20 protein-coding genes are annotated in these 18518 nt (G+C 69.5%); 17 read left to right on the top strand and 3 right to left on the bottom strand.

Annotated elements, in window-relative coordinates; translation table 11 throughout:
- The first annotated feature begins 188 nt into the window (after nucleotides 1-188).
- From rho to AC08OU_RS07775, 17 genes are all read left to right on the top strand, one after another.
- Nucleotides 189-2507, top strand: coding sequence for a transcription termination factor Rho (gene rho, locus AC08OU_RS07855; RefSeq protein WP_476604578.1), 2319 nt, complete (start codon nucleotides 189-191; stop codon nucleotides 2505-2507).
- A 260-nt stretch (nucleotides 2508-2767) separates the two neighbouring features.
- On the top strand, nucleotides 2768-3004 hold the full coding sequence (gene rpmE / locus AC08OU_RS07850; RefSeq protein WP_476591837.1) for a 50S ribosomal protein L31: 237 nt from the start codon (nucleotides 2768-2770) through the stop codon (nucleotides 3002-3004).
- Between the two features lie 128 nt (nucleotides 3005-3132).
- Nucleotides 3133-4206, top strand: a complete 1074-nt coding sequence (gene prfA, locus AC08OU_RS07845; protein WP_462186542.1) for a peptide chain release factor 1 — start codon at nucleotides 3133-3135, stop codon at nucleotides 4204-4206.
- A complete protein-coding gene (prmC, locus tag AC08OU_RS07840) occupies nucleotides 4203-5213 on the top strand; it encodes a peptide chain release factor N(5)-glutamine methyltransferase (protein WP_476600375.1) in 1011 nt (336 codons plus the stop codon). The genes prfA and prmC overlap by 4 nt, the downstream gene beginning before the upstream one ends.
- A gap of 34 nt (nucleotides 5214-5247) precedes the next feature.
- The gene (locus AC08OU_RS07835) at nucleotides 5248-5898 is read left to right on the top strand and encodes an L-threonylcarbamoyladenylate synthase (RefSeq protein WP_476591839.1); all 651 of its coding nucleotides are present in this window, start codon (nucleotides 5248-5250) and stop codon (nucleotides 5896-5898) included.
- Nucleotides 5899-6184: 286 nt separating this feature from the next.
- The gene (locus tag AC08OU_RS07830) at nucleotides 6185-7441 is read left to right on the top strand and encodes a serine hydroxymethyltransferase (protein WP_462202700.1); all 1257 of its coding nucleotides are present in this window, start codon (nucleotides 6185-6187) and stop codon (nucleotides 7439-7441) included.
- Nucleotides 7442-7548: 107 nt separating this feature from the next.
- Nucleotides 7549-8658, top strand: coding sequence for an MraY family glycosyltransferase (locus tag AC08OU_RS07825; RefSeq protein WP_476600377.1), 1110 nt, complete (start codon nucleotides 7549-7551; stop codon nucleotides 8656-8658).
- Nucleotides 8655-9137, top strand: coding sequence for a Cg1360 family ATP-synthase-associated protein (locus AC08OU_RS07820; RefSeq protein ID WP_462186547.1), 483 nt, complete (start codon nucleotides 8655-8657; stop codon nucleotides 9135-9137). The genes AC08OU_RS07825 and AC08OU_RS07820 overlap by 4 nt, the downstream gene beginning before the upstream one ends.
- A gap of 13 nt (nucleotides 9138-9150) precedes the next feature.
- Entirely contained in the window at nucleotides 9151-9387 is a 237-nt protein-coding gene (locus tag AC08OU_RS07815) for a hypothetical protein (RefSeq protein ID WP_462202702.1), read from the top strand.
- 430 nt (nucleotides 9388-9817) lie between these two features.
- Entirely contained in the window at nucleotides 9818-10708 is an 891-nt protein-coding gene (atpB, locus tag AC08OU_RS07810) for a F0F1 ATP synthase subunit A (RefSeq protein ID WP_476600379.1), read from the top strand.
- Between the two features lie 72 nt (nucleotides 10709-10780).
- Nucleotides 10781-11029 carry an ATP synthase subunit c family protein gene (locus tag AC08OU_RS07805; protein ID WP_462186548.1) on the top strand — a complete coding sequence of 83 codons (249 nt, stop codon included), beginning with the start codon at nucleotides 10781-10783 and terminating at the stop codon, nucleotides 11027-11029.
- Between the two features lie 19 nt (nucleotides 11030-11048).
- Nucleotides 11049-11627: a F0F1 ATP synthase subunit B gene (locus AC08OU_RS07800; RefSeq protein ID WP_462186549.1), complete on the top strand. Its 579-nt coding sequence runs from the start codon at nucleotides 11049-11051 to the stop codon at nucleotides 11625-11627.
- Between the two features lie 2 nt (nucleotides 11628-11629).
- Complete coding sequence (locus tag AC08OU_RS07795) at nucleotides 11630-12472, top strand: F0F1 ATP synthase subunit delta (RefSeq protein ID WP_476600382.1); 843 nt, start codon at nucleotides 11630-11632, stop codon at nucleotides 12470-12472.
- Between the two features lie 53 nt (nucleotides 12473-12525).
- Nucleotides 12526-14184 (top strand): F0F1 ATP synthase subunit alpha, encoded by a 1659-nt coding sequence (gene atpA, locus AC08OU_RS07790; RefSeq protein ID WP_476600384.1) that lies wholly within the window; start codon nucleotides 12526-12528, stop codon nucleotides 14182-14184.
- 3 nt (nucleotides 14185-14187) lie between these two features.
- A complete protein-coding gene (locus AC08OU_RS07785) occupies nucleotides 14188-15084 on the top strand; it encodes a F0F1 ATP synthase subunit gamma (RefSeq protein WP_476591847.1) in 897 nt (298 codons plus the stop codon).
- Between the two features lie 252 nt (nucleotides 15085-15336).
- A complete protein-coding gene (atpD, locus tag AC08OU_RS07780; protein WP_476600386.1) occupies nucleotides 15337-16776 on the top strand; it encodes a F0F1 ATP synthase subunit beta in 1440 nt (479 codons plus the stop codon).
- Nucleotides 16776-17033 carry a F0F1 ATP synthase subunit epsilon gene (locus tag AC08OU_RS07775; protein ID WP_011438082.1) on the top strand — a complete coding sequence of 86 codons (258 nt, stop codon included), beginning with the start codon at nucleotides 16776-16778 and terminating at the stop codon, nucleotides 17031-17033. Before atpD ends, AC08OU_RS07775 begins: the two co-directional genes overlap by 1 nt.
- Nucleotides 17034-17110: 77 nt before the next feature.
- On the opposite strand, the gene AC08OU_RS07770 is transcribed toward AC08OU_RS07775, so the two are convergent.
- The 3 genes from AC08OU_RS07770 to AC08OU_RS07760 form a co-directional block, all read right to left on the bottom strand.
- Nucleotides 17111-17452, bottom strand: coding sequence for a type II toxin-antitoxin system PemK/MazF family toxin (locus AC08OU_RS07770; RefSeq protein ID WP_476600388.1), 342 nt, complete (start codon nucleotides 17450-17452; stop codon nucleotides 17111-17113).
- Nucleotides 17449-17670 carry a hypothetical protein gene (locus AC08OU_RS07765; protein WP_462186820.1) on the bottom strand — a complete coding sequence of 74 codons (222 nt, stop codon included), beginning with the start codon at nucleotides 17668-17670 and terminating at the stop codon, nucleotides 17449-17451. Before AC08OU_RS07765 ends, AC08OU_RS07770 begins: the two co-directional genes overlap by 4 nt.
- 76 nt (nucleotides 17671-17746) lie before the next feature.
- Nucleotides 17747-18319: a cob(I)yrinic acid a,c-diamide adenosyltransferase gene (locus AC08OU_RS07760; RefSeq protein WP_462186819.1), complete on the bottom strand. Its 573-nt coding sequence runs from the start codon at nucleotides 18317-18319 to the stop codon at nucleotides 17747-17749.
- Between the last annotated feature and the right edge of the window lie 199 nt (nucleotides 18320-18518).

Below are 18518 nucleotides of genomic sequence, written 5' to 3'. Positions count from 1 at the left end.
CCACACCGGCACTCCCCAGGCGGGATCGGCGAGTTCGCTCGCGGCAGTCGGCCGCTGGCGCCGTACACGGGCGCGATGCTCGCCCATCCGGTGCTGTATACCCCTTCATCCGGCATGTGTGCAGGCGAAGAAGGTCCACAAGCAACGCCCGGCTCACCAGGAGCCAGTTCCTTCAGGGAAGGAAAACCTTGAGCGACACCACCAACGTGCTGCCGCAGAGCGCACGTGAGTCTGCGCCGCCCGTGACGCCTGCGCCGCCCGTGACGCTTGCGCCGCCCGTGACGCCTGCATCGCCCCGGGAGAGCGACTTGGCGGCGGGCATCTCGTCCGCAGACGCCATCTCGGCTGAGCCCACCGGGAACGCTGAGCCCACCGGGAACGGTGACTCGCGCGCAGGCCGTACCACCCGGACCGCTCTCCCCGCGCCTTCTCCGGCCGGAGAAGGCGCGGCCGTGACCCGACGCCGCCGGCAGGGCACCGGTCTGTCCGCGATGCTGCTCCCCGAACTGCAGGCCAAGGCCTCGTCCCTGGGGATCCAGGGCGTGGGCCGGTTGCGCAAAGGCCAGCTCATCGCCGCGATCCAGAACCTGCAGAACAACGAGTCCGCGGCCGCGCCCGCCCCAGCGACTTCTTCGGCCCCCGCGGCCTCCTCGGCCTTTGCGCCGCTCCCGGCGGAATCGGGGCCGGCCTCGTCCGCCGGACCGGTCCCGGCCGCGAGCGAGACATCTCCCGCGCCGCGGGTGTCCCGGCAGGCTGCCGGCCCGGACGGCACCGCTACCCGCACCCGTTCCCGTCGTGGGGCCTCTCGGGCGGCGGCGAGCCCCGCCGTCGAGCAGCCGACCCTGCCCGAAACGGCGGCCGGGGACACGGTCGTGGAGACCCGGGCCGGATCGGCTACGGATGCCCGGGCCGGATCGGCCGCCTCCGCCGTGGCTTCCGCCCAGCCGACCGGGGCGCCCGCGTCGGCTCCGCCGGCCGCCGCGTCCCACCGTCAGACCGATGCCGGTCCCCGGAGCCGGGAGGACCGTCGGGATCGTTCCGCCGACAACGGCCGGGTGAGCGCGAGCGACCGTCAGGGCGGTGAGGCCGGTGGCGAGCGTGCCACGGCGGACCGCCAAGGCGCGGACCGCCGCTCCGGTACGGACCGTCAGGCCGCTGATCGTCCCAGCCGCGTGGACCGCACCCAGCAGGGTGACCGGTCCGGGGCAGAGCGTTCCGGCGGCGACCGGCCCGGGCAGGGGGGGCAAGGGGGACAAGGCGAGGACGACTTCGCCGCTCGTGGCCGGCGGGGCCGCTTCCGGGAACGCGGTCGTAACCGCGGTCGCGGTGGGCAGGCCGGCCCGAGCGAGAACGAGCCGGTCCTGCGCGAGGACGACGTCCTGGTCCCCGTCGCCGGCATTCTCGACGTTCTGGACAACTACGCCTTCGTGCGGACCAGCGGGTACCTGACCGGCCCGACCGACGTCTACGTCAGCCTCGCCCAGGTGCGTCGCAATGGGCTGCGCCGCGGTGACGCCATCACCGGTGTCGTCCGCGCCCCGCAGGAGGGCGAGCAGCGCCGGGACAAGTACAACGCGCTGGTCCGGCTCGACACCATCAACGGGATGGAGCCCGAGGAGGCGCGCGGCCGGCCGGAGTTCACCAAGCTGACTCCGCTCTACCCCCAGGAGCGGCTGCGCCTGGAGACCGAGCCCCACATGCTGACCACGCGGGTCATCGACCTCGTGATGCCGATCGGCAAGGGGCAGCGGGCCCTGATCGTCAGCCCGCCCAAGGCGGGTAAGACGATGGTGCTGCAGTCCATCGCGAACGCGATCACGACGAACAACCCGGAAGTCCACCTCATGGTCGTGCTCATCGATGAGCGGCCGGAGGAGGTCACCGACATGCAGCGGTCGGTCAAGGGCGAGGTCATCGCGTCCACCTTCGACCGTCCACCGGCCGATCACACCAATGTTGCCGAGCTGTCCATCGAGCGGGCCAAGCGCCTGGTCGAGCTGGGCCACGACGTCGTCGTGCTGCTCGACTCGATCACCCGATTGGGCCGTGCCTACAACCTGGCTGCCCCGGCCTCCGGTCGTATCCTGTCCGGTGGTGTCGACTCGACGGCGCTCTACCCGCCGAAGCGGTTCCTCGGCGCGGCCCGCAACATCGAGAACGGCGGGTCTCTGACGATCATTGCGACGGCGCTGGTGGAGACCGGTTCGACGATGGACACTGTGATCTTCGAGGAGTTCAAGGGAACCGGCAACGCCGAGCTCAAACTCGATCGCAAGATCGCCGATAAGCGGATCTTCCCCGCGGTGGATGTTGACGCCTCCGGTACCCGCAAGGAGGAGATCCTGCTTGCCCCGGACGAGCTCGCGATCATGCACAAGCTGCGTCGCGTGCTCCACACCAGGGAGACCCAGCAGGCCCTCGAGCTCCTGCTCGACCGGCTCAAGCAGACCAGGACGAACTACGAGTTCCTGATGCAGATCGCCAAGACCGCACCGCCTCAGGATTAGCCTTCCCCCACACGGCGCCTTCGGCGCAGTGTGGGGACCCCTGGCGTTGGGTGCCGTTCGGGGTTTCCGCGCGATCGCCTTCGGCGATCTTGCTGGGGGGTTGTTGGGGGGAGCCGTTGGCGTCTTCGGCGCAGTGTGGGGACCCCTGGCATCGGCTGGCGGTCGGTGCACCCGGCCTCTGGCAGACTGGCAGCAGACCGGCTCCGGTTCACGTCGTCCACGCGAGACGACGACCCGGCGGCCACTTCGAAAGAGGGATCATGAAGTCTGACGTCCACCCGACCTACCACGAGACGACGGTCACCTGTACCTGCGGGAACACCTTCACCACCCGCAGCACCAAGGAGAACGGCGTCGTCAACGCCGAGGTCTGCTCGCAGTGCCACCCGTTCTACACCGGCAAGCAGAAGATCCTCGACGTCGGCGGCCGGGTCGAGAAGTTCGAGCGCCGGTTCGGTCGGCGGCGCCCCGGCGAGAAGGTCGGCGGCGCGAAGTAGCTTGGCCGCGGCGCCCGTTCGGACTCCGGACGGGCGCCGTTTGCGTCTGGGACGGGTGGTACCCGTCCCACCGACCCTCTCCCGGAACCGTGACGTGTTCCAGAACCATGACGTGCGAAGGAACCACGATGACGTCCCCGCTCGACGGCCTGATCGCCGAGCACGCCGAGATCGAGGGGCAGCTCGCCGACCCGGCGGTGCACAACGACCCCGCGAAGGCGCGCGCCCTGAGCCGTCGCTACGCGCAGCTCGCCCCGGTCGTGGATCTTGCGCGCGAGCTCGACCGGGTGGAGGGGGACCTCGCTGCCGCCCGCGAGCTCGCGGCGCTGGACCCGTCGTTCCGGGACGAGGTCCATGATCTCGGCGGGGAGCTGGCCCGGCTCAACGACCGACTGCGGGCCTACCTCGTCCCGATTGACCCGGACGACGCCCGGGACGCCATCCTCGAGGTCAAGGCCGGCGCCGGTGGCGAAGAATCGGCGCTGTTCGCCGGAGACCTGCTCCGGATGTACCTGCGCTATGCCGAACGGCGCGGCTGGAAGACCGAGATCCTCGACGCCAACCCCTCCGACCTCGGCGGTTATCGTGATGTCAGCGTGGCGGTGAAGGCCCGGGGACCCGCGGGCCCCGGGGACGGCGTCTACGGCCGGCTGCGCTTCGAGGGCGGGGTGCACCGCGTCCAGCGGGTGCCCGTCACCGAGTCCGCCGGACGTATCCACACCTCGGCAGCCGGGGTCCTGGTGCTTCCGGAGGCCGAGGAGGTTGATGTCGAGATCGACCCGAACGACCTGCGCATCGACGTGTTCCGCTCGTCCGGCCCCGGTGGGCAGAGCGTCAACACCACGGACTCCGCGGTCCGGATCACCCATATCCCGACCGGTGTGGTCGTCTCCTGCCAGAACGAGAAGAGCCAGCTACAGAACAAGGAGTCCGCGCTGCGGATCCTGCGGGCCCGCCTGCTCGGGGCGGCCCGGGAGAAGGCCGAGTCGGAGGCGTCGCTGGCGCGTGCCAGCCAGGTCCGCACGGTGGACCGGTCGGAGCGGGTCCGGACCTACAACTTCGCCGAGAACCGGATCAGCGACCATCGGGTCGGCTACAAGGCACACAACCTCGACCAGGTGCTCGACGGGGAGCTCGACGAGGTCCTCGACGCGCTGGCCGCCGCGGACCTCGACGCGCGGCTGGCGGCTCAGGCGTCATGACCGGCCCGTCGGCCGTGCAGGGGCGCTCTCGGGGCACGGAGCAGCCGGGCCGGGGCGCGTCCCCACATTCGGGCTCCGCGGATCCCCTGAGCCCGGTGCGCCACGCGGCCGACCTGACACCGCTGGGCGCGTGGTTGGCGGCGGCGACCGACCGGTTGCGTGCGGCCGGGGTGGCGAGCCCCCGTGCCGACGCCGAGCAGCTCGCCGCCTTCGTGCTCGCGGTGCCCCGCGGCCGGCTGGCACTGCTCGACGACGTCACGGCGGCAGCGGCGCGGCGGCTGGACGAGCTCGTGGCCAGGCGTGCGCAACGGGTGCCGCTGCAGCACCTGACCGGTGTCGCCGGCTTCCGCCACCTCGAGCTCACCGTCGGCCCCGGGGTCTTCATCCCGAGGCCTGAGACGGAGTCTGTCGTCGAATGGGCGCTCACCGGGCCCGCCGGGCTCACCGGGGCCCGGCAGCCGGGACCGTTGTGCGTCGATCTGTGCGCGGGCTCGGGGGCGATCGCGCTGTCCCTGGCGGCGGAGCTGCCCGGCGCGAGGGTGCACGCCGTGGAGGTCGACCCGGCGGCGGTGGTCTGGCTGCGACGCAACATTGCCGACACCGGTCTTCCCGTGACGGCGCACGCAGCCGACATCGCCGCGGCGCTGCCCGAGCCGCTCACCCGACTCGCCGGGACGGTCGACCTGATCATCAGCAATCCGCCGTACCTCCCCGACTCCGACCGCCACACGGTGGAGCCCGAGGTGGGCGAGCATGATCCGGCCCGCGCCCTGTGGGGAGGGCCCGACGGGCTCGACGTGGTGCGCACGGTTGTCGGGGTGGCGGCGCGGCTCCTGCGGCCAGGCGGTCTACTCGTCATCGAACACGCCGACGGCCACGGGGTGTCGGCGCCCGAGCTGCTTCGCGCCGATGGCCGCTGGTCGCACGTGGCGGATCATCGGGACTTGGCCGGCCGGGACCGGTTCGTCACCGGCCAGCGCGGGGCGTCCCGCGAGCCCCGATCCTGAGGACGAACCCTGATCCTTGAGAAGAGGACGGGCAATGGAACGTTTCGACTGCTCCGACGAACGGGAGCGGGCCCGCGGTCTCGACGCGGCGGTCAGCACCGTCGCCCGGGGTGGGCTGGTTGTGCTCCCCACCGACACGCTCTACGGGCTGGGCGCCGATGCCTTCGACCGGGACGCGGTGGCCTCGCTGCTGGCGGCAAAGGGACGTGGCCGGAACATGCCGGTCCCGGTCCTGGTCGGCTCCTGGCGCACCCTCGACGGGCTGATCGAGCGGATGACTCCCCAGGTCCGGGAGCTGATCACCGCATTCTGGCCGGGCGGGCTGACGCTGGTAGTCCGGCACACCCCGTCGCTGCGCTGGGATCTCGGGGAGGGCCGGGGCACGGTGGCGGTGCGCATGCCGCTGCACCCGGTGGCGATCGAGCTGCTGGGTCGGACCGGGCCGATGGCCGTCTCCAGCGCGAACATCAGCGGCCAGCCTCCGGCGACGACGATCGACGAGGCGCTGCACCAGCTCGGCGGTGCCGCGGGTGTCTATCTCGACGGGGGACCGTGCCCGGCCGCCGTCCCCTCGACCATCGTCGACTGCACCGAGGAGGTGCCCGTTGTACTGCGCAGCGGTGCGATTGATCTCACCGCGCTGCGTGCAGTGTTGCCGCTGGTCCGGGAGCCCGTGAACCGGTGAGCCCGTGAACTGGAGCCGGGCCCGGGGTCCGGACGGGCCGGCGTGGGGTGGGCCTGACGCCGCTGATCGTCCCGGCGGGAGAGTCCCGTACGATCCTGAACCGGGTCGCGGGGGCGATGGTCACAGCGGGTGGCTTCGGGTAGATCCGGGTGGATGGTGTTCCCGGGCCAGAGGAGCATGGGGTGACCGGGCTGCCCGCGCGGCGGCACCGGTCATCGGTTGCCGGTTGTGGCACGGTTGCCGTTCCAGCGCGGTCGCCGTTCTAGCGCAGGAGGTTAGGAACGTCATGAGCACCCCGTTCTGGGGCCCGGACTTCGACCAGCTGAGCGCGACGGATCCGGAGATCGCGGAGGTGGTCCTCGATGAGCTGGACCGGCTGCGCGGCGGCCTGCAACTCATCGCGAGCGAGAACTTCACGTCCCCGGCGGTGCTGGCGGCGCTGGGCTCGACGTTGTCGAACAAGTACGCCGAAGGGTATCCGGGTCGGCGTTACTACGGCGGTTGCCAGGTGGTCGACCGGGCCGAGGAGATCGGCATCGCCCGGGCGAAGCAGCTCTTCGGCGCGGAGCACGCCAACCTGCAACCGCATTCGGGCTCGTCGGCGAACTTCGCGGTGTATGCGGCGCTACTCACGCCCGGTGACACAGTCCTGGCGATGTCGTTGCCGCATGGCGGTCACCTCACCCACGGCAGCAAAGTGAGCTTCTCCGGTAAGTGGTTCAACGTGGTGGCCTACGGCGTGCGGGAGGACACCGAGCTGATCGACTACGACCAGGTGCGGGAGCTCGCCCGCCAGCACCGGCCCAAGATGATCATCTGTGGGGCGACGGCCTACCCACGTCTGATCGACTTCGCCGCGTTCCGCTCGATCGCCGACGAGGTTGGTTCGTGGCTGATGGTGGACGCGGCGCACTTCATCGGTCTGGTCGCCGGGGGCGCGATCCCGAGCCCCGTGCCCTACGCCGACGTCGTCAGCTTCACCACCCACAAGGTGTTGCGCGGCCCGCGGGGGGGCATGATCCTCGCGCGCGAGGAGCTGGCCTCCCGCATCGACAAGGCCGTGTTCCCGTTCAGCCAGGGTGGCCCGCTGATGCACGCGGTCGCGGCGAAGGCCGTCGCGTTGCGAGAGGCGGCCTCGCCCGCTTACGCGCAGTACGCTCGCCAGGTGGTGGCCAACGCGCAGCGGCTCGCCGACGGGCTCGCTGCCGAGGGCATCCGGCCCGTCGCCGGTGGCACCGACACCCATCTCGCCCTGCTCGACCTGCGGGAACTCGGAGTCAGTGGCAAGGAAGCCGAGGCGCGTTGCGACGCGGCCGGCATCACCCTGAACAAGAACGCCATTCCCTATGACCCGCAGCCGCCCGCGATCTCCTCCGGCATCCGGGTAGGAACCCCGGTGGTCACCACCCAGGGGATGGGCGAGGGGGAGATGAAGGAGATCGCGGGGCTGATCGCCCACGCGGTGCGTGAGCCGGACACCGCCGCCGACGTGGCGGCGGCGGTGTCCGCGCTTGTCGCCCGGCATCCGGCCTATCCGCGGTAGGGGCCTATCCGCGGTAGGGGATCAAGAGGTTCCGCACAGCCGCGTCAGTAGGCGGCAGCAGGCGGCAGTAGCCGGATCCGGGTCCGGCAGGCGGGAGATGCCCGACGGTGCGCGAGTACCTGCTCGTCTTCGTGGTCTCGGCGGCGGTGACCTTTCTCGCCACGCCGGTGGCACGCGTCTTCGCCATGCGTATCGGTGCCGTCGCCGGGGTACGTGCCCGCGACGTCCACTCCACCCCGACGCCCCGGCTGGGGGGCCTGGCCATGCTTGCCGGGCTCTACGCCGGGTTCGGGGTGGCGGACCGCCTGCCGTTCCTGTCGGTGGTCTCCCAGGACTGGTCGGAGATCCGGGCGGTGCTCGTCGCCGGCACCTTGATCTGCTTGCTCGGCGTCGCCGACGACCGATGGGAACTGGACTCCCTGACCAAACTGGCCGGGCAGGTCGCCACGGCCGGCATTATGGTGCTCCTCGGTGTCCAATGGACGTTCGCGATCGATCGGGACAGCGAGACGACGCTGAGCCTGGGACCGGAGACCGCGGTCCCGCTGTCCATCCTCGCCACGGTCGTGCTTATCAACGCGATGAACTTCATCGACGGCCTGGACGGCCTCGCGGCGGGTGTCGCGGCGATCGCCGCCGGCGCGACCTTCTACTTCGCCTATCAGATCGCAGTGATCAACGGCTTCTACCGGGCCTCCCCGGCGGCGCTCCTGGCCGCCGTGACCGCCGGGGTCTGCATCGGGTTCCTGCCGCACAATTTCAATCCGGCCCGGCTGTTCATGGGGGACTCGGGCTCGATGCTCATCGGCCTGCTGTCGGCCGCATCGATGATCTCCGTGACCGGTCAGGTGGCCTACGGGGGTTACGTTGGACCCTCACGGTCGTACCCGTCACTGATCCCGTTGGCGATACCCCTGGCCGTGCTCGCCGTTCCGTTCCTCGACCTCGGGCTCGCGGTCGTCCGGCGGACGAGGGCGGGGCGCTCGCCGTTCGCGGCGGACAAGATGCATCTCCACCACCGTATGCTGGAAATCGGTAATTCGCACGTGAGGGCGGTTCTCTTCATGTACTTCTGGGCGGCTCTGGTCGGGTTCGGAGGTGTCGCCGCGTCGTTCTCCGACTCCCCGTGGCCAATCTTGGCTGCCACCGTCGGAGTGGGCCTCGCGGCCCTGGTAGCCCTGCTCCTCGGCACCCAGCGTACGGGGCGGCGGGCGTGACCGGCGTCGCGGCGCCGACGTTGCGCGCCGGGCTGTGGACCATGCTCGCGCTGGCCGTGCCGACGCTCGTGATCGCCGGGGTGGCGCGGGGCGGGGCGGGTTTCCTCGGCGCGGCCCTGGGAGTTGGCCTGGTCAGCACCTTCTTCGCGGCGGGCAAGGTGGCACTGGTGGCGATCGGCCGGCGGATCGGCACGACGGCGCTGCTGCCGGTCGCGCTGGGCGTCTACGCGGTGAAGGTTGTGACCTTGGGTGTCGTCCTGGTGGCCCTGGAGGGCACCACCGCCGTGAATCTGCCGTCGTTCGCCTGGTCAATCGTGGCGGGCACGCTGTGCTGGGTCGGCGCCGAAGTGTGGTCGGCGGCCCGGCTGCGGGTGCCGTTCTACGAACCGGGGATTCCGGCCACGGTGCCGAGCGCCGAGGCCGAGCCGGACGTGCCGCAGGGGCCGGCAGCCGGGCCGGCGCCGGTCGAGGGGCGGTGACGAGGTGGGTTCCATGCCCGACCAGAGCGCGGACGACCGGTCGGGGGAGAGCTCGACCGGGACCGGCGGTGGCGGCTCGCGGGTGCCCGAGGGCCCGGGTCGCAACCTGGGCCGCGCACTGGCGCCGCCCGCCGGCGAGGCCTGGGGCATCGTGGGCACGCTTGTGGCGGGAGCCGGCTTCTGGGGACTGGCCGGTTTTGGCCTTGATCGGCTACTGGGGTTTCAAGCCCTTTTTTCCCCATTGGACTGATTGTCGGAATTGCGGAAGCACTCTACCTGGTCATTTATCGCTTCGGTGTCCGTTGATGACGGTGTGTAGATGGAAGTAAAGTCACTCTAGGTAACAAAATTGCCATCAAATTTACGGACGGTGATCTTCGACAGTTTGTCGAAGATCTCTCGTGTGTAATTGATGCCTCGCAGCGTCCAGGCGGATAGCATCGGCGGTGTCGGGCAGGCGCCCTGGGTGCCGCTCGCCGCTGGTTGTCCCCTTTCGTTTCCGCATGGGACGGGCCCTGACGGGGCCTCGTGGGTGGAGGGTAGGGATCGGGATGCCAGGCGGTGGCCGCCTGGCTTTCGCTCCTCTACCCGGAGGGGCCTCACCCGTATAGGGTGAGGCCGACCTGGTCGTAGGTGATTGCGAACTTTGACGTTGTTGAATGATCATGGAGGTGTCGGAAGTGCCGAGCGGTTCGGTGTTCGCGGCGGCCGACGACGGCTTCCACGGGCCGACTTCCGAGGTTTTCAGGCCGAAGAACTGGTTTGAGATCGGTGACCTCTACTTCAACAAGTGGTCGGCGCTCACCCTGTTCGTCGCGATCTTCGTGGGCCTTTTCCTCTGGCTTGGATTCCGTCGGGCCGCGCTGGTCCCGCGGGGGCTCCAGAATTTCTGCGAGTCCATCTACGACTTCGTCGACCAGCAGATCTCCCGAGACGTCATCGGGGAGCGCGGCCGAGTCTTCTCGCCGTACCTGATGATCCTCTTCTGCTTCATCCTGGTCTCGAACGTCATGGCCATCATCCCCGTGGCCCAGTTCCCGACGACCTCGCGTATTGCTCTGCCGATGATTTTGGCTCTGATCAGCTGGGCCATTTTCAATGTGGTCGGAATCCGCGAGCATGGGGCCGGAGCGTATTTCAAGAACATGCTTGTACCAGCACCGGACGCGCCCTTCGGTGTCAAACTGATCTTGGCGCCGATCGAGTTCTTCTCGACCCTCGTCGTGCGGCCGGCCACCCTCGCCATCCGGCTCTTCGCCAACATGTTCGCCGGCCACATGCTGCTACTGGTGTTCGCGCTCGGGGCCGACTACCTGCTACCGAAGCCGCAGTTCATCTTCGGCATCTTCTCCGGGCTGATGTTCGTCGTCCTGACCGGCTTCGAACTGGTGATCGACCTTTTGCAGGCGTACATCTTCACCATCCTGACGGCCGCCTACATTGGCGGTGCTATCTCGTCGCACGGTGGCGGTGACCACGCCACGGACCATCCACCGGTCCACGGGCACGAACCGAGCTCGGAGACGACTTCGTTTGCCACGCCGGCGCAACCGGCGGTGGCACGGGCCTGACATCTTCCTCTCGACGTACCCGCACCGCGGAGACGGTCCCGGTGCACCGACTTTAGAAGGACGGATTTCACGATGTCTCTTACCGCGTCCACGTTGCTGGCCGCTGAAGACGCCATCAGCGGCAACATCGGGACGGTCGCCTACGGCATCGCCACTCTCGGTCCCGGTATCGGCGTCGGCATCATCTTCGGACTCGGCATCCAGGCGATCGCCCGCCAGCCCGAGGCGGAGCAGGTTGCTTTCCGGTACATGCTTATCGGGTTCGCGCTGGTCGAGGCCTTGGCTCTGATCGGCTTCGTCGTCCCCTTCGTGTTCACCTGATCCGGCACAGGGATATCAGGTGTACTCCTCTGTCATCCTCGCCGCCGAGGAAGTGGGCACGCACGAGGAAAACGTCCTCGTGCCGCCGTTGTCTGAACTGATCGTCGGGCTGCTGGCCTTCGGTGTCCTGGTTGGATTCTTCTTCTGGAAGATCTATCCGCAGATCCGCAAGACCTACGCCGATCGGACCGAACGCGTAGAGGGCGGACTGCGTCGGGCCGAGCAGGCCCAGCGTGAGGCGCAGGCGCTGTTCGAGCAGTACCGTGCCCAGCTCGCCGAGGCGCGTGCCGAGGCGGCCCGTATCCGGGAGGATGCGCACGCCCAGGCGCGGGTAATCATCGACGAACTACGGACCGACGCCCAGCGGGAGGTCGCCGAGTTGCGCGATCGGGCCGAGGCGTCGCTGGCGGCCGAGCGGTCGCAGGTCGTCGCCCAGGTCCGGCGCGAGGTCGGCACGCTCGCGGTCGAGCTCGCCACCAAGATAGTCGGGCATGAGCTGCAGAACGACGCCCGGCAGCGTCAGCTTGTCGACGACTTCATCGCGGGTCTGGAGGCCGGGCCGCGGCCGGCCAGCACCGCGTCCGGGCTGGGAGGCTGACGGTGGAGGGCGCCAGCCGACGCTCGTTGGCAGTGGCCCGTGCCGTGCTCGACCAGGTGACGGCCATCCCGGTGGGTGGCCCGCGACGGGCCGCGCGGGTTCCCGACGCCGACCGGATCGCCGAGGAACTGCGTGCGGTCGCCGCCCTGATCGGGCGGGAAGCGACGGTGCGCCGGGCACTGACCGACCCGGGGGCCCCGGGGCCGTCGCGGGTCGGGCTCGCCCGCCGGCTGCTGGCCGGCCAGGTCAGCGAGCCCACCCTGAAAGTGGTCGACAGCGTGGTGCAGAGCCGCTGGTCGCGGCCGGGGGACCTGCGTCAGGCCCTGGAGGAGCTCAGTGTCGAGGCGCTACTCGCTCAGGCTGACGTCACCAGTGCGCTCGACGAGGTGGAGGACGAGCTTTTCCGCTTCGGCCGTATCCTGGACCAGAACCCACAGCTCGCGCTGGCGCTGACCGACCCGGCGGCGCCGGCCTCGGCGAAGGCCGTGTTGGTGAACCGGCTGTTGGTTGGGCGGGTGCACCCGGTCACTGTCCAGCTGGTTCAGCAGGCGGTGGCCGACCGGGCGCAGGGCGACGTCGCGGGTCGGCTGGAGCACTACAGCCGCATCGCGGCTGCCCGGCGCGGTCGGGTGGTGGCCGTCGTGCGTACCGCGATCCCGTTGGACGCCGGCCAGGTTGAGCGCCTGCGCGGCGCGATCAGCGGCTACTTCGGCCGGCAGATCCAGCTGCAGACCGATCTTGACCCAACTGTTCTCGGCGGTGTCGTCGTGCGGGTCGGCGACGAGGTGGTGGACGGCAGCGTTCTCCGCCGGCTCACCACCGCCCGGCGCGGCCTGCTTCGGTAGGAGCGCCGTGACCAGTCCCGACCAGATCCATGCCAGCCATGAAGGACAAAGCGATGACTGAGCTGTCCATTCGGCCGGAGGAGATTCGCGACGCCCTCCGGGAGTACGTCGACTCCTTCCAGGCCACCTCCGGTGAGCGGGAGGAGGTCGGCAGGGTCGTCGTCACCGGTGACGGCATCGCCCGGGTCGAGGGTCTTCCGCACACGATGACCAACGAGCTGCTGGAGTTCCACGGGGGCGTTCTGGGGCTCGCGCTGAACCTCGAGGTCGGTGAGATCGGAACCGTCCTCCTGGGTGACTCCGAGCACATCGAGGAGGGGCAGGAGGTCCGCCGCACCGGCGAGATCCTCTCCGCCCCCGTCGGTGACGGCTTCCTCGGCCGGGTCGTCGACCCGCTCGGGCGGCCGATCGACGGCCTCGGGAAGATCGTGGCCGAGGGCTCCCGGGTGCTGGAACTGCAGGCGCCGACGGTCGTCCAGCGCCAGCCGGTGAAGGAGCCCCTGCAGACCGGCATCAAGGCGATCGACGCGATGACGGCCATCGGTCGCGGTCAGCGTCAGCTGATCATCGGTGACCGGCAGACTGGCAAGACGACGGTGGCCATCGACACGATCATCAACCAGCGGGACAACTGGGCCTCTGGCGACCCGTCGAAGCAGGTCAAGTGCGTCTACGTGGCCGTCGGCCAAAAGAAGTCGACGATCCGCGAGGTGGTGAACACCCTCGAGGAGGCCGGCGCGCTGGCCTACACCACGATTGTGGCGGCGCCGGCCGACGAGCCGGCGGGCTTCAAGTACATCGCGCCCTATACCGGCTCGGCGATCGCCCAGCACTGGATGTACAACGGCCAGCACGCGCTCATCGTCTTCGACGACCTGTCCAAGCAGGCGGAGGCATACCGGGCGATCTCGCTGCTGCTGCGCCGCCCGCCGGGCCGGGAGGCCTACCCGGGTGACGTGTTCTACCTGCACTCCCGGCTGCTGGAGCGCTGTGCCAAGCTCTCTGACGAGCTCGGTGGCGGGTCGCTGACCGGACTGCCGATCATCGAGACGAAAGCCAACGACATCTCGGCCTACATCCCGACGAACGTCATCTCGATCACCGACGGGCAGATCTTCCTAGAGTCCGACCTGTTCAACCAGGGTGTCCGCCCGGCCATCAACGTCGGCACCTCGGTATCCCGGGTCGGCGGCAGCGCGCAGGTCAAGGCGATGAAGTCGGTCGCCGGCCGCTTGCGGCTGGACCTCGCCCAGTACCGCGAGCTCGAGGCGTTCTCGGCCTTCGGCTCCGACCTGGACAAGGCTTCGCGGGACCAGCTCGCCCGCGGCGCCCGCCTGGTCGAGCTGCTCAAGCAGCCGCAGGGCCAGCCCTTCCCGGTCGAGCGCCAGGTCGTGTCGATCTGGGCCGGGACCACTGGCAAGCTCGACGACGTGCCGGTGTCGGACATCCGTCGCTTCGAGTCGGAGTTCCTCGACTTCGTCGGCCGGTCCTACCCGCAGGTGTACGACGCGATCGTGACCACCGGCAAGCTCAGCGACGACACGATCGCCGTGCTGGAGCCGGCCATCGCGGAGTTCAAGAACCAGTTCACGTTGTCCGACGGCCAGCCGCTGGTCAACGAGCCGGTGCCGAGCCCGCTCGACCCGGGGCTGGTGCGGCAGGAGTCGATCCCGGTGCACCGACCCGCGGTGCACAAAGACGACGAGGGCTGACCCATGGCGGGCCAGCTTCGTGAGTACCGGCGGCGCATCCGGTCGGTGCAGTCGACGAAGAAGATCACCCGAGCGATGGAGCTGATCGCGGCTTCCCGCATCGCCAAGGCGCGGGCGCGGGTCGCCGCCGCCCGCCCCTACGCCGAGGAGATCACCAGGGTGATCGAGGCGGTCGCGGCGCAGACCACGATCGACCACCCGCTCACCACCGAGCGGCCCGGGGCGACCCGGGCCGCGGTCGTGGTGATCACCAGCGACCGGGGGCTGGCCGGCGGGTACAGCTCGAACGCGCTGCGGCGCACCGGCGAACTCGTCGAGCTGCTGCGTTCGGAGGGCAAGGAGACCGACCTGCACGTCGTCGGCCGCAAGGGGACGGGCTACTACCGCTTCCGAGGTCGTGCGATGAGCGGCGAGTACACCGGCTTCTCCGAGCAGCCGTCGTACGCGGACGCCAAGTCGGTCGCGGACGCGCTCATCGCGGCCTTCATCGACACGAGCGAGAACGGCGGAGTGGACGAGATCCACGTCGTCCACACGGAGTACGTCAGCGCCATCACCCAGACGCCGGTCGCCCGCCGGCTGCTGCCGATGGTGCTCACCGAGACCGACGAACCGCCGCGCGGCGGCCCGCTGCCCCAGTACGAGTTCGAGCCCTCCGCCGAAGGGGTGCTTGACGCGTTGCTGCCCCGCTACGTGGAAAGCCGGCTCTACGCGGCGCTGCTCGAGTCGGCGGCGTCGGAGTCGGCGGCGCGGCAGCGGGCCATGAAGTCAGCCACGGATAACGCCGAGGACCTCATCAAGAGATACACCCGGCAGGCCAACCGGGCCCGGCAGGACGCCATCACCCAGGAGATCTCCGAGATCGTCGGTGGCGCCAACGCCCTGGCCTCGGGAGCCTGACGTGGGCGGGCGGCGCGAGGAGCGGGAGCGATGTCGAGCGATGTCATCGCCATTCCCGTCTTCACGCCGCCGGACACAATGGGTAACCACAATGGGTGACACCGAGCGGAACCGATGCGGACATCGACAACAGAACGCAGAAGGACGACGCCGAAGGCGGAGCGCGCACGACGCGAACCGCTCCGCCCCAGGTGCCAGCGAACGCGAGCCCGAGGCTGCGGCGACGGGCATTGATGGGAAACTGAGGACGCCATGACCGTCACCACCAGCTCGCCAGCCACGGCGGAGGGCCGGACCCCGGGGATCGGCCGGGTCGCCCGAGTCATCGGACCGGTCGTCGACGTGGAGTTCGCTCCCGACGAGCTTCCCGAGATCTATCAGGCGCTCCAGGTCGACCGGACCATCGGCGACGAGACGTTGACGCTGACGCTCGAGGTCGCCCAGCACATCGGTGACAACACCGTGCGGGCCATCTCCATGCAGCAGACCGACGGTCTCGTCCGGGGCGCGCCCGTCCGCGACACCGGCGCGCCGATCTCGGTCCCGGTCGGCGACGCCACCAAGGGCCACGTGTTCAACGTGCTCGGCACGCCGCTCGACGTGAAGCAGACCGAGGCCGAGACGCGCTGGCCGATCCACCGGCTGGCGCCGGCGTTCGACCAGCTCGAGTCGAAGACCGAGATGTTCACCACCGGCATCAAGGTCATCGACCTGCTCGCGCCGTACGTGCGCGGTGGGAAGATCGGCCTGTTCGGCGGTGCCGGCGTCGGCAAGACCGTCATCATCCAGGAGATGATCCGTCGGGTCGCCAAGGAGTTCGGTGGCGTCTCGGTGTTCGCTGGGGTCGGCGAGCGCACCCGTGAGGGCAACGACCTGTTCCTGGAAATGACCGAGGCCGGCGTCATCGAGGACACCGCGCTGGTGTTCGGCCAGATGGACGAGCCGCCGGGTACCCGGCTGCGGGTCGCGCTCGGCGCGCTCACGATGGCCGAGTACTTCCGGGACGTCCAGAAGCAGGACGTGCTGCTGTTCATCGACAACATCTTCCGGTTCACCCAGGCCGGATCCGAGGTCTCCACGCTGCTCGGCCGGATGCCCAGCGCCGTCGGTTACCAGCCGACGCTGGCCGACGAGATGGGTGTGCTCCAGGAGCGCATCACCTCCACCCGGGGCCACTCGATCACTTCGCTGCAGGCCATCTACGTGCCCGCGGACGACCTGACCGACCCGGCGCCGGCGACGACGTTCACCCACCTCGACGCCACCACCGTGCTCGACCGGGCCATCTCCGACCTGGGTATCTACCCGGCGGTGAGCCCGCTCGACTCCAACTCCCGGATCCTGGACGCGCGCTATCTCGGGCAGGAGCACTACGACACGGCCCGTGAGGTGCAGCGGATTCTGCAGCGATACAAGGACCTGCAGGACATCATCGCCATCCTCGGTATCGATGAGCTCTCCGAAGAGGACAAGATCCTCGTCAACCGGGCGCGGCGGATCCAGCGGTTCCTGTCGCAGCCGTTCTTCGTGGCCGAGCAGTTCACCGGCATCCCCGGCAAGTTCGTCCCGCTCGACGAGACGATCGACTCGTTCAAGCGGCTCACCCAGGGCGACTTCGACCACCTGCCGGAGCAGGCGTTCTTCATGTGCGGTGGCATCGAGGACGCGGAGAAGAACGCGGAGAACCTGTAATGCCGATCCGGGTGGCGATTGTCTCGCCCGAGCAGGAGGTGTGGTCCGGCGACGCCGACATGGTCGTCGCCCGGACCACCGACGGTGATCTCGGCGTGCTGCCCGGCCATGTGCCGCTGCTGGGTCTGCTGGCGCCCGGCGGGACGGTCCGGGTCAAGACCGGTGGCCGGGAGATCTCGGCCTCGGTGGACGGCGGCTTCATCTCGGTGACACACCAGGGTGTCAGCATCCTTGCCGAGACCGCGAAGCTGACCTGAGTTTCCTGCGGCCAAGGGCGCGTTCCCCGCATCGGGGGACGCGCCTTTCGCGTCACGTCACAGGTCCGCGACAGGCTCTACCTACCTAACAGAAACTGCAGGGCCTCGGTCATCCACAGCAGATGATCGGGACCCACGACGCCGGGCCGGCGACCGAAGCGATGCTGGGACACCGATTTCACGTCCTCGACCTTTGCGTAGCTTGTCTCGCGCAGACCGGTGCCGCCGGGCGCGAGCTCGACGTGGGAGGGCAGCCCGCGGCGGGTTCTGGTGACGGGTACGACGATGGACAGCCCGGCCCGGCTGCGGTTGAGCCGGTCGGCGGACACGACCACCGCCGGACGACACAACCCCTGCTCGTGGCCGATCGGCTCACCGAAGTCGACCAGCCATACCTCGCCGCGGCGAGGTGAGATCACTCCAGGCCGTCCCGCAGCGCCCCCGCCTCGGCGGAGCGCTCGGCACCGAGCTCGTCCCAGGCGAGCGGGTCGGCCGCGAGGCGGTCGTACCCCTCCTCGAAGCCGCGCCAGAACAGCTCGCGCTCGTAGGCCTCGACGGCCTCGTCGATGATCGTCTGCATCTGCTGACCGGTGGTCGCGGCCATGGCCGCGACCCGTTGCCGCGTCCTGTCACTCACGCGCACCGTGGTACTCATGATCGTCAGTCTACAATTCGGTTGACTGACTTGTCGACCCTCGGGTATCGAGCGGGTCTCAGGCGTGCGCCCCGGGGCGCCAGAGCACGTCCCCCTCAGGGTTCGCCACCCGGGCGAGGATGAACAGCAGATCCGACAGTCGGTTGAGATAGCGGGCCGGCAGCGGGCCGGTGCGGTCCGGCTCGGCCTCGAGGAGGGCCCAGATGGACCGTTCCGCCCGGCGGACGACCGTGCGGGCGACATGCAGCAGCGCAGCCCCGGGAGTCCCTCCCGGAAGAATGAAGGAGGCCAGCTTCGGCAGGCCGGCGTTGAAACGGTCGCACGCCTCCTCGAGCCGTTCCACGTAGGCCTCGGTGATCCGCAGGGGTGGGTAGGCCGGCGCCGGATCGACCGGGGTGCACAGATCCGCGCCGACGTCGAAGAGGTCGTTCTGGATCTGGCCGAGCACCGCCCGCAGCTCGTCGGGAAGCCCGCCGAGGGCAAGTGCCACGCCGATCGCGGCGTTCGCCTCATCTACGTCGGCATAGGCAGCCAGCCGCGGATCGGTCTTCGCCACCCGCGACATGTCGCCCAGCGCCGTCGTACCGTCATCCCCGGTGCGGGTGTAGATCCGAGTCAGGTGCACTGCCATGGGGACCACTCTAGGCAGTCGTTGACCGCGCGGCCCGGGTTGTCAGATCCGGGCGTAGAGCGCGGTCGCGTCGTCGGGGACTAGGGCCTGTTTGGGAAGTACGTCCCGGGGTTGGCCGTGGATCTGATGGTGATTTTCGGATTGCATGATCCGTTGTGTGGTGCGGGGTGACCTGACGAACGAGCAGTGTGCTGTGCTG

The organism is Frankia sp. CcMO1 (assembly GCF_977945845.1).
The sequence above is the reverse complement of the archived record's forward strand: the minus strand, read 5'-3'. Positions and strand labels throughout refer to the sequence as shown.

Coding starts and splice junctions, on each gene's coding strand:
- AC08OU_RS07805 (WP_462186548.1), top strand. CDS start 10,781: ATGTCTCTTACCGCGTCCACGTTGCTGGCCGCTGAAGACGCCATCAGC.
- AC08OU_RS07830 (WP_462202700.1), top strand. CDS start 6,185: ATGAGCACCCCGTTCTGGGGCCCGGACTTCGACCAGCTGAGCGCGACG.
- prfA (WP_462186542.1), top strand. CDS start 3,133: ATGACGTCCCCGCTCGACGGCCTGATCGCCGAGCACGCCGAGATCGAG.
- AC08OU_RS07775 (WP_011438082.1), top strand. CDS start 16,776: ATGCCGATCCGGGTGGCGATTGTCTCGCCCGAGCAGGAGGTGTGGTCC.
- atpA (WP_476600384.1), top strand. CDS start 12,526: ATGACTGAGCTGTCCATTCGGCCGGAGGAGATTCGCGACGCCCTCCGG.
- rpmE (WP_476591837.1), top strand. CDS start 2,768: ATGAAGTCTGACGTCCACCCGACCTACCACGAGACGACGGTCACCTGT.
- atpD (WP_476600386.1), top strand. CDS start 15,337: ATGACCGTCACCACCAGCTCGCCAGCCACGGCGGAGGGCCGGACCCCG.
- AC08OU_RS07835 (WP_476591839.1), top strand. CDS start 5,248: ATGGAACGTTTCGACTGCTCCGACGAACGGGAGCGGGCCCGCGGTCTC.
- prmC (WP_476600375.1), top strand. CDS start 4,203: ATGACCGGCCCGTCGGCCGTGCAGGGGCGCTCTCGGGGCACGGAGCAG.
- AC08OU_RS07815 (WP_462202702.1), top strand. CDS start 9,151: ATGCCCGACCAGAGCGCGGACGACCGGTCGGGGGAGAGCTCGACCGGG.
- AC08OU_RS07760 (WP_462186819.1), bottom strand. CDS start 18,319: ATGGCAGTGCACCTGACTCGGATCTACACCCGCACCGGGGATGACGGT.
- AC08OU_RS07785 (WP_476591847.1), top strand. CDS start 14,188: ATGGCGGGCCAGCTTCGTGAGTACCGGCGGCGCATCCGGTCGGTGCAG.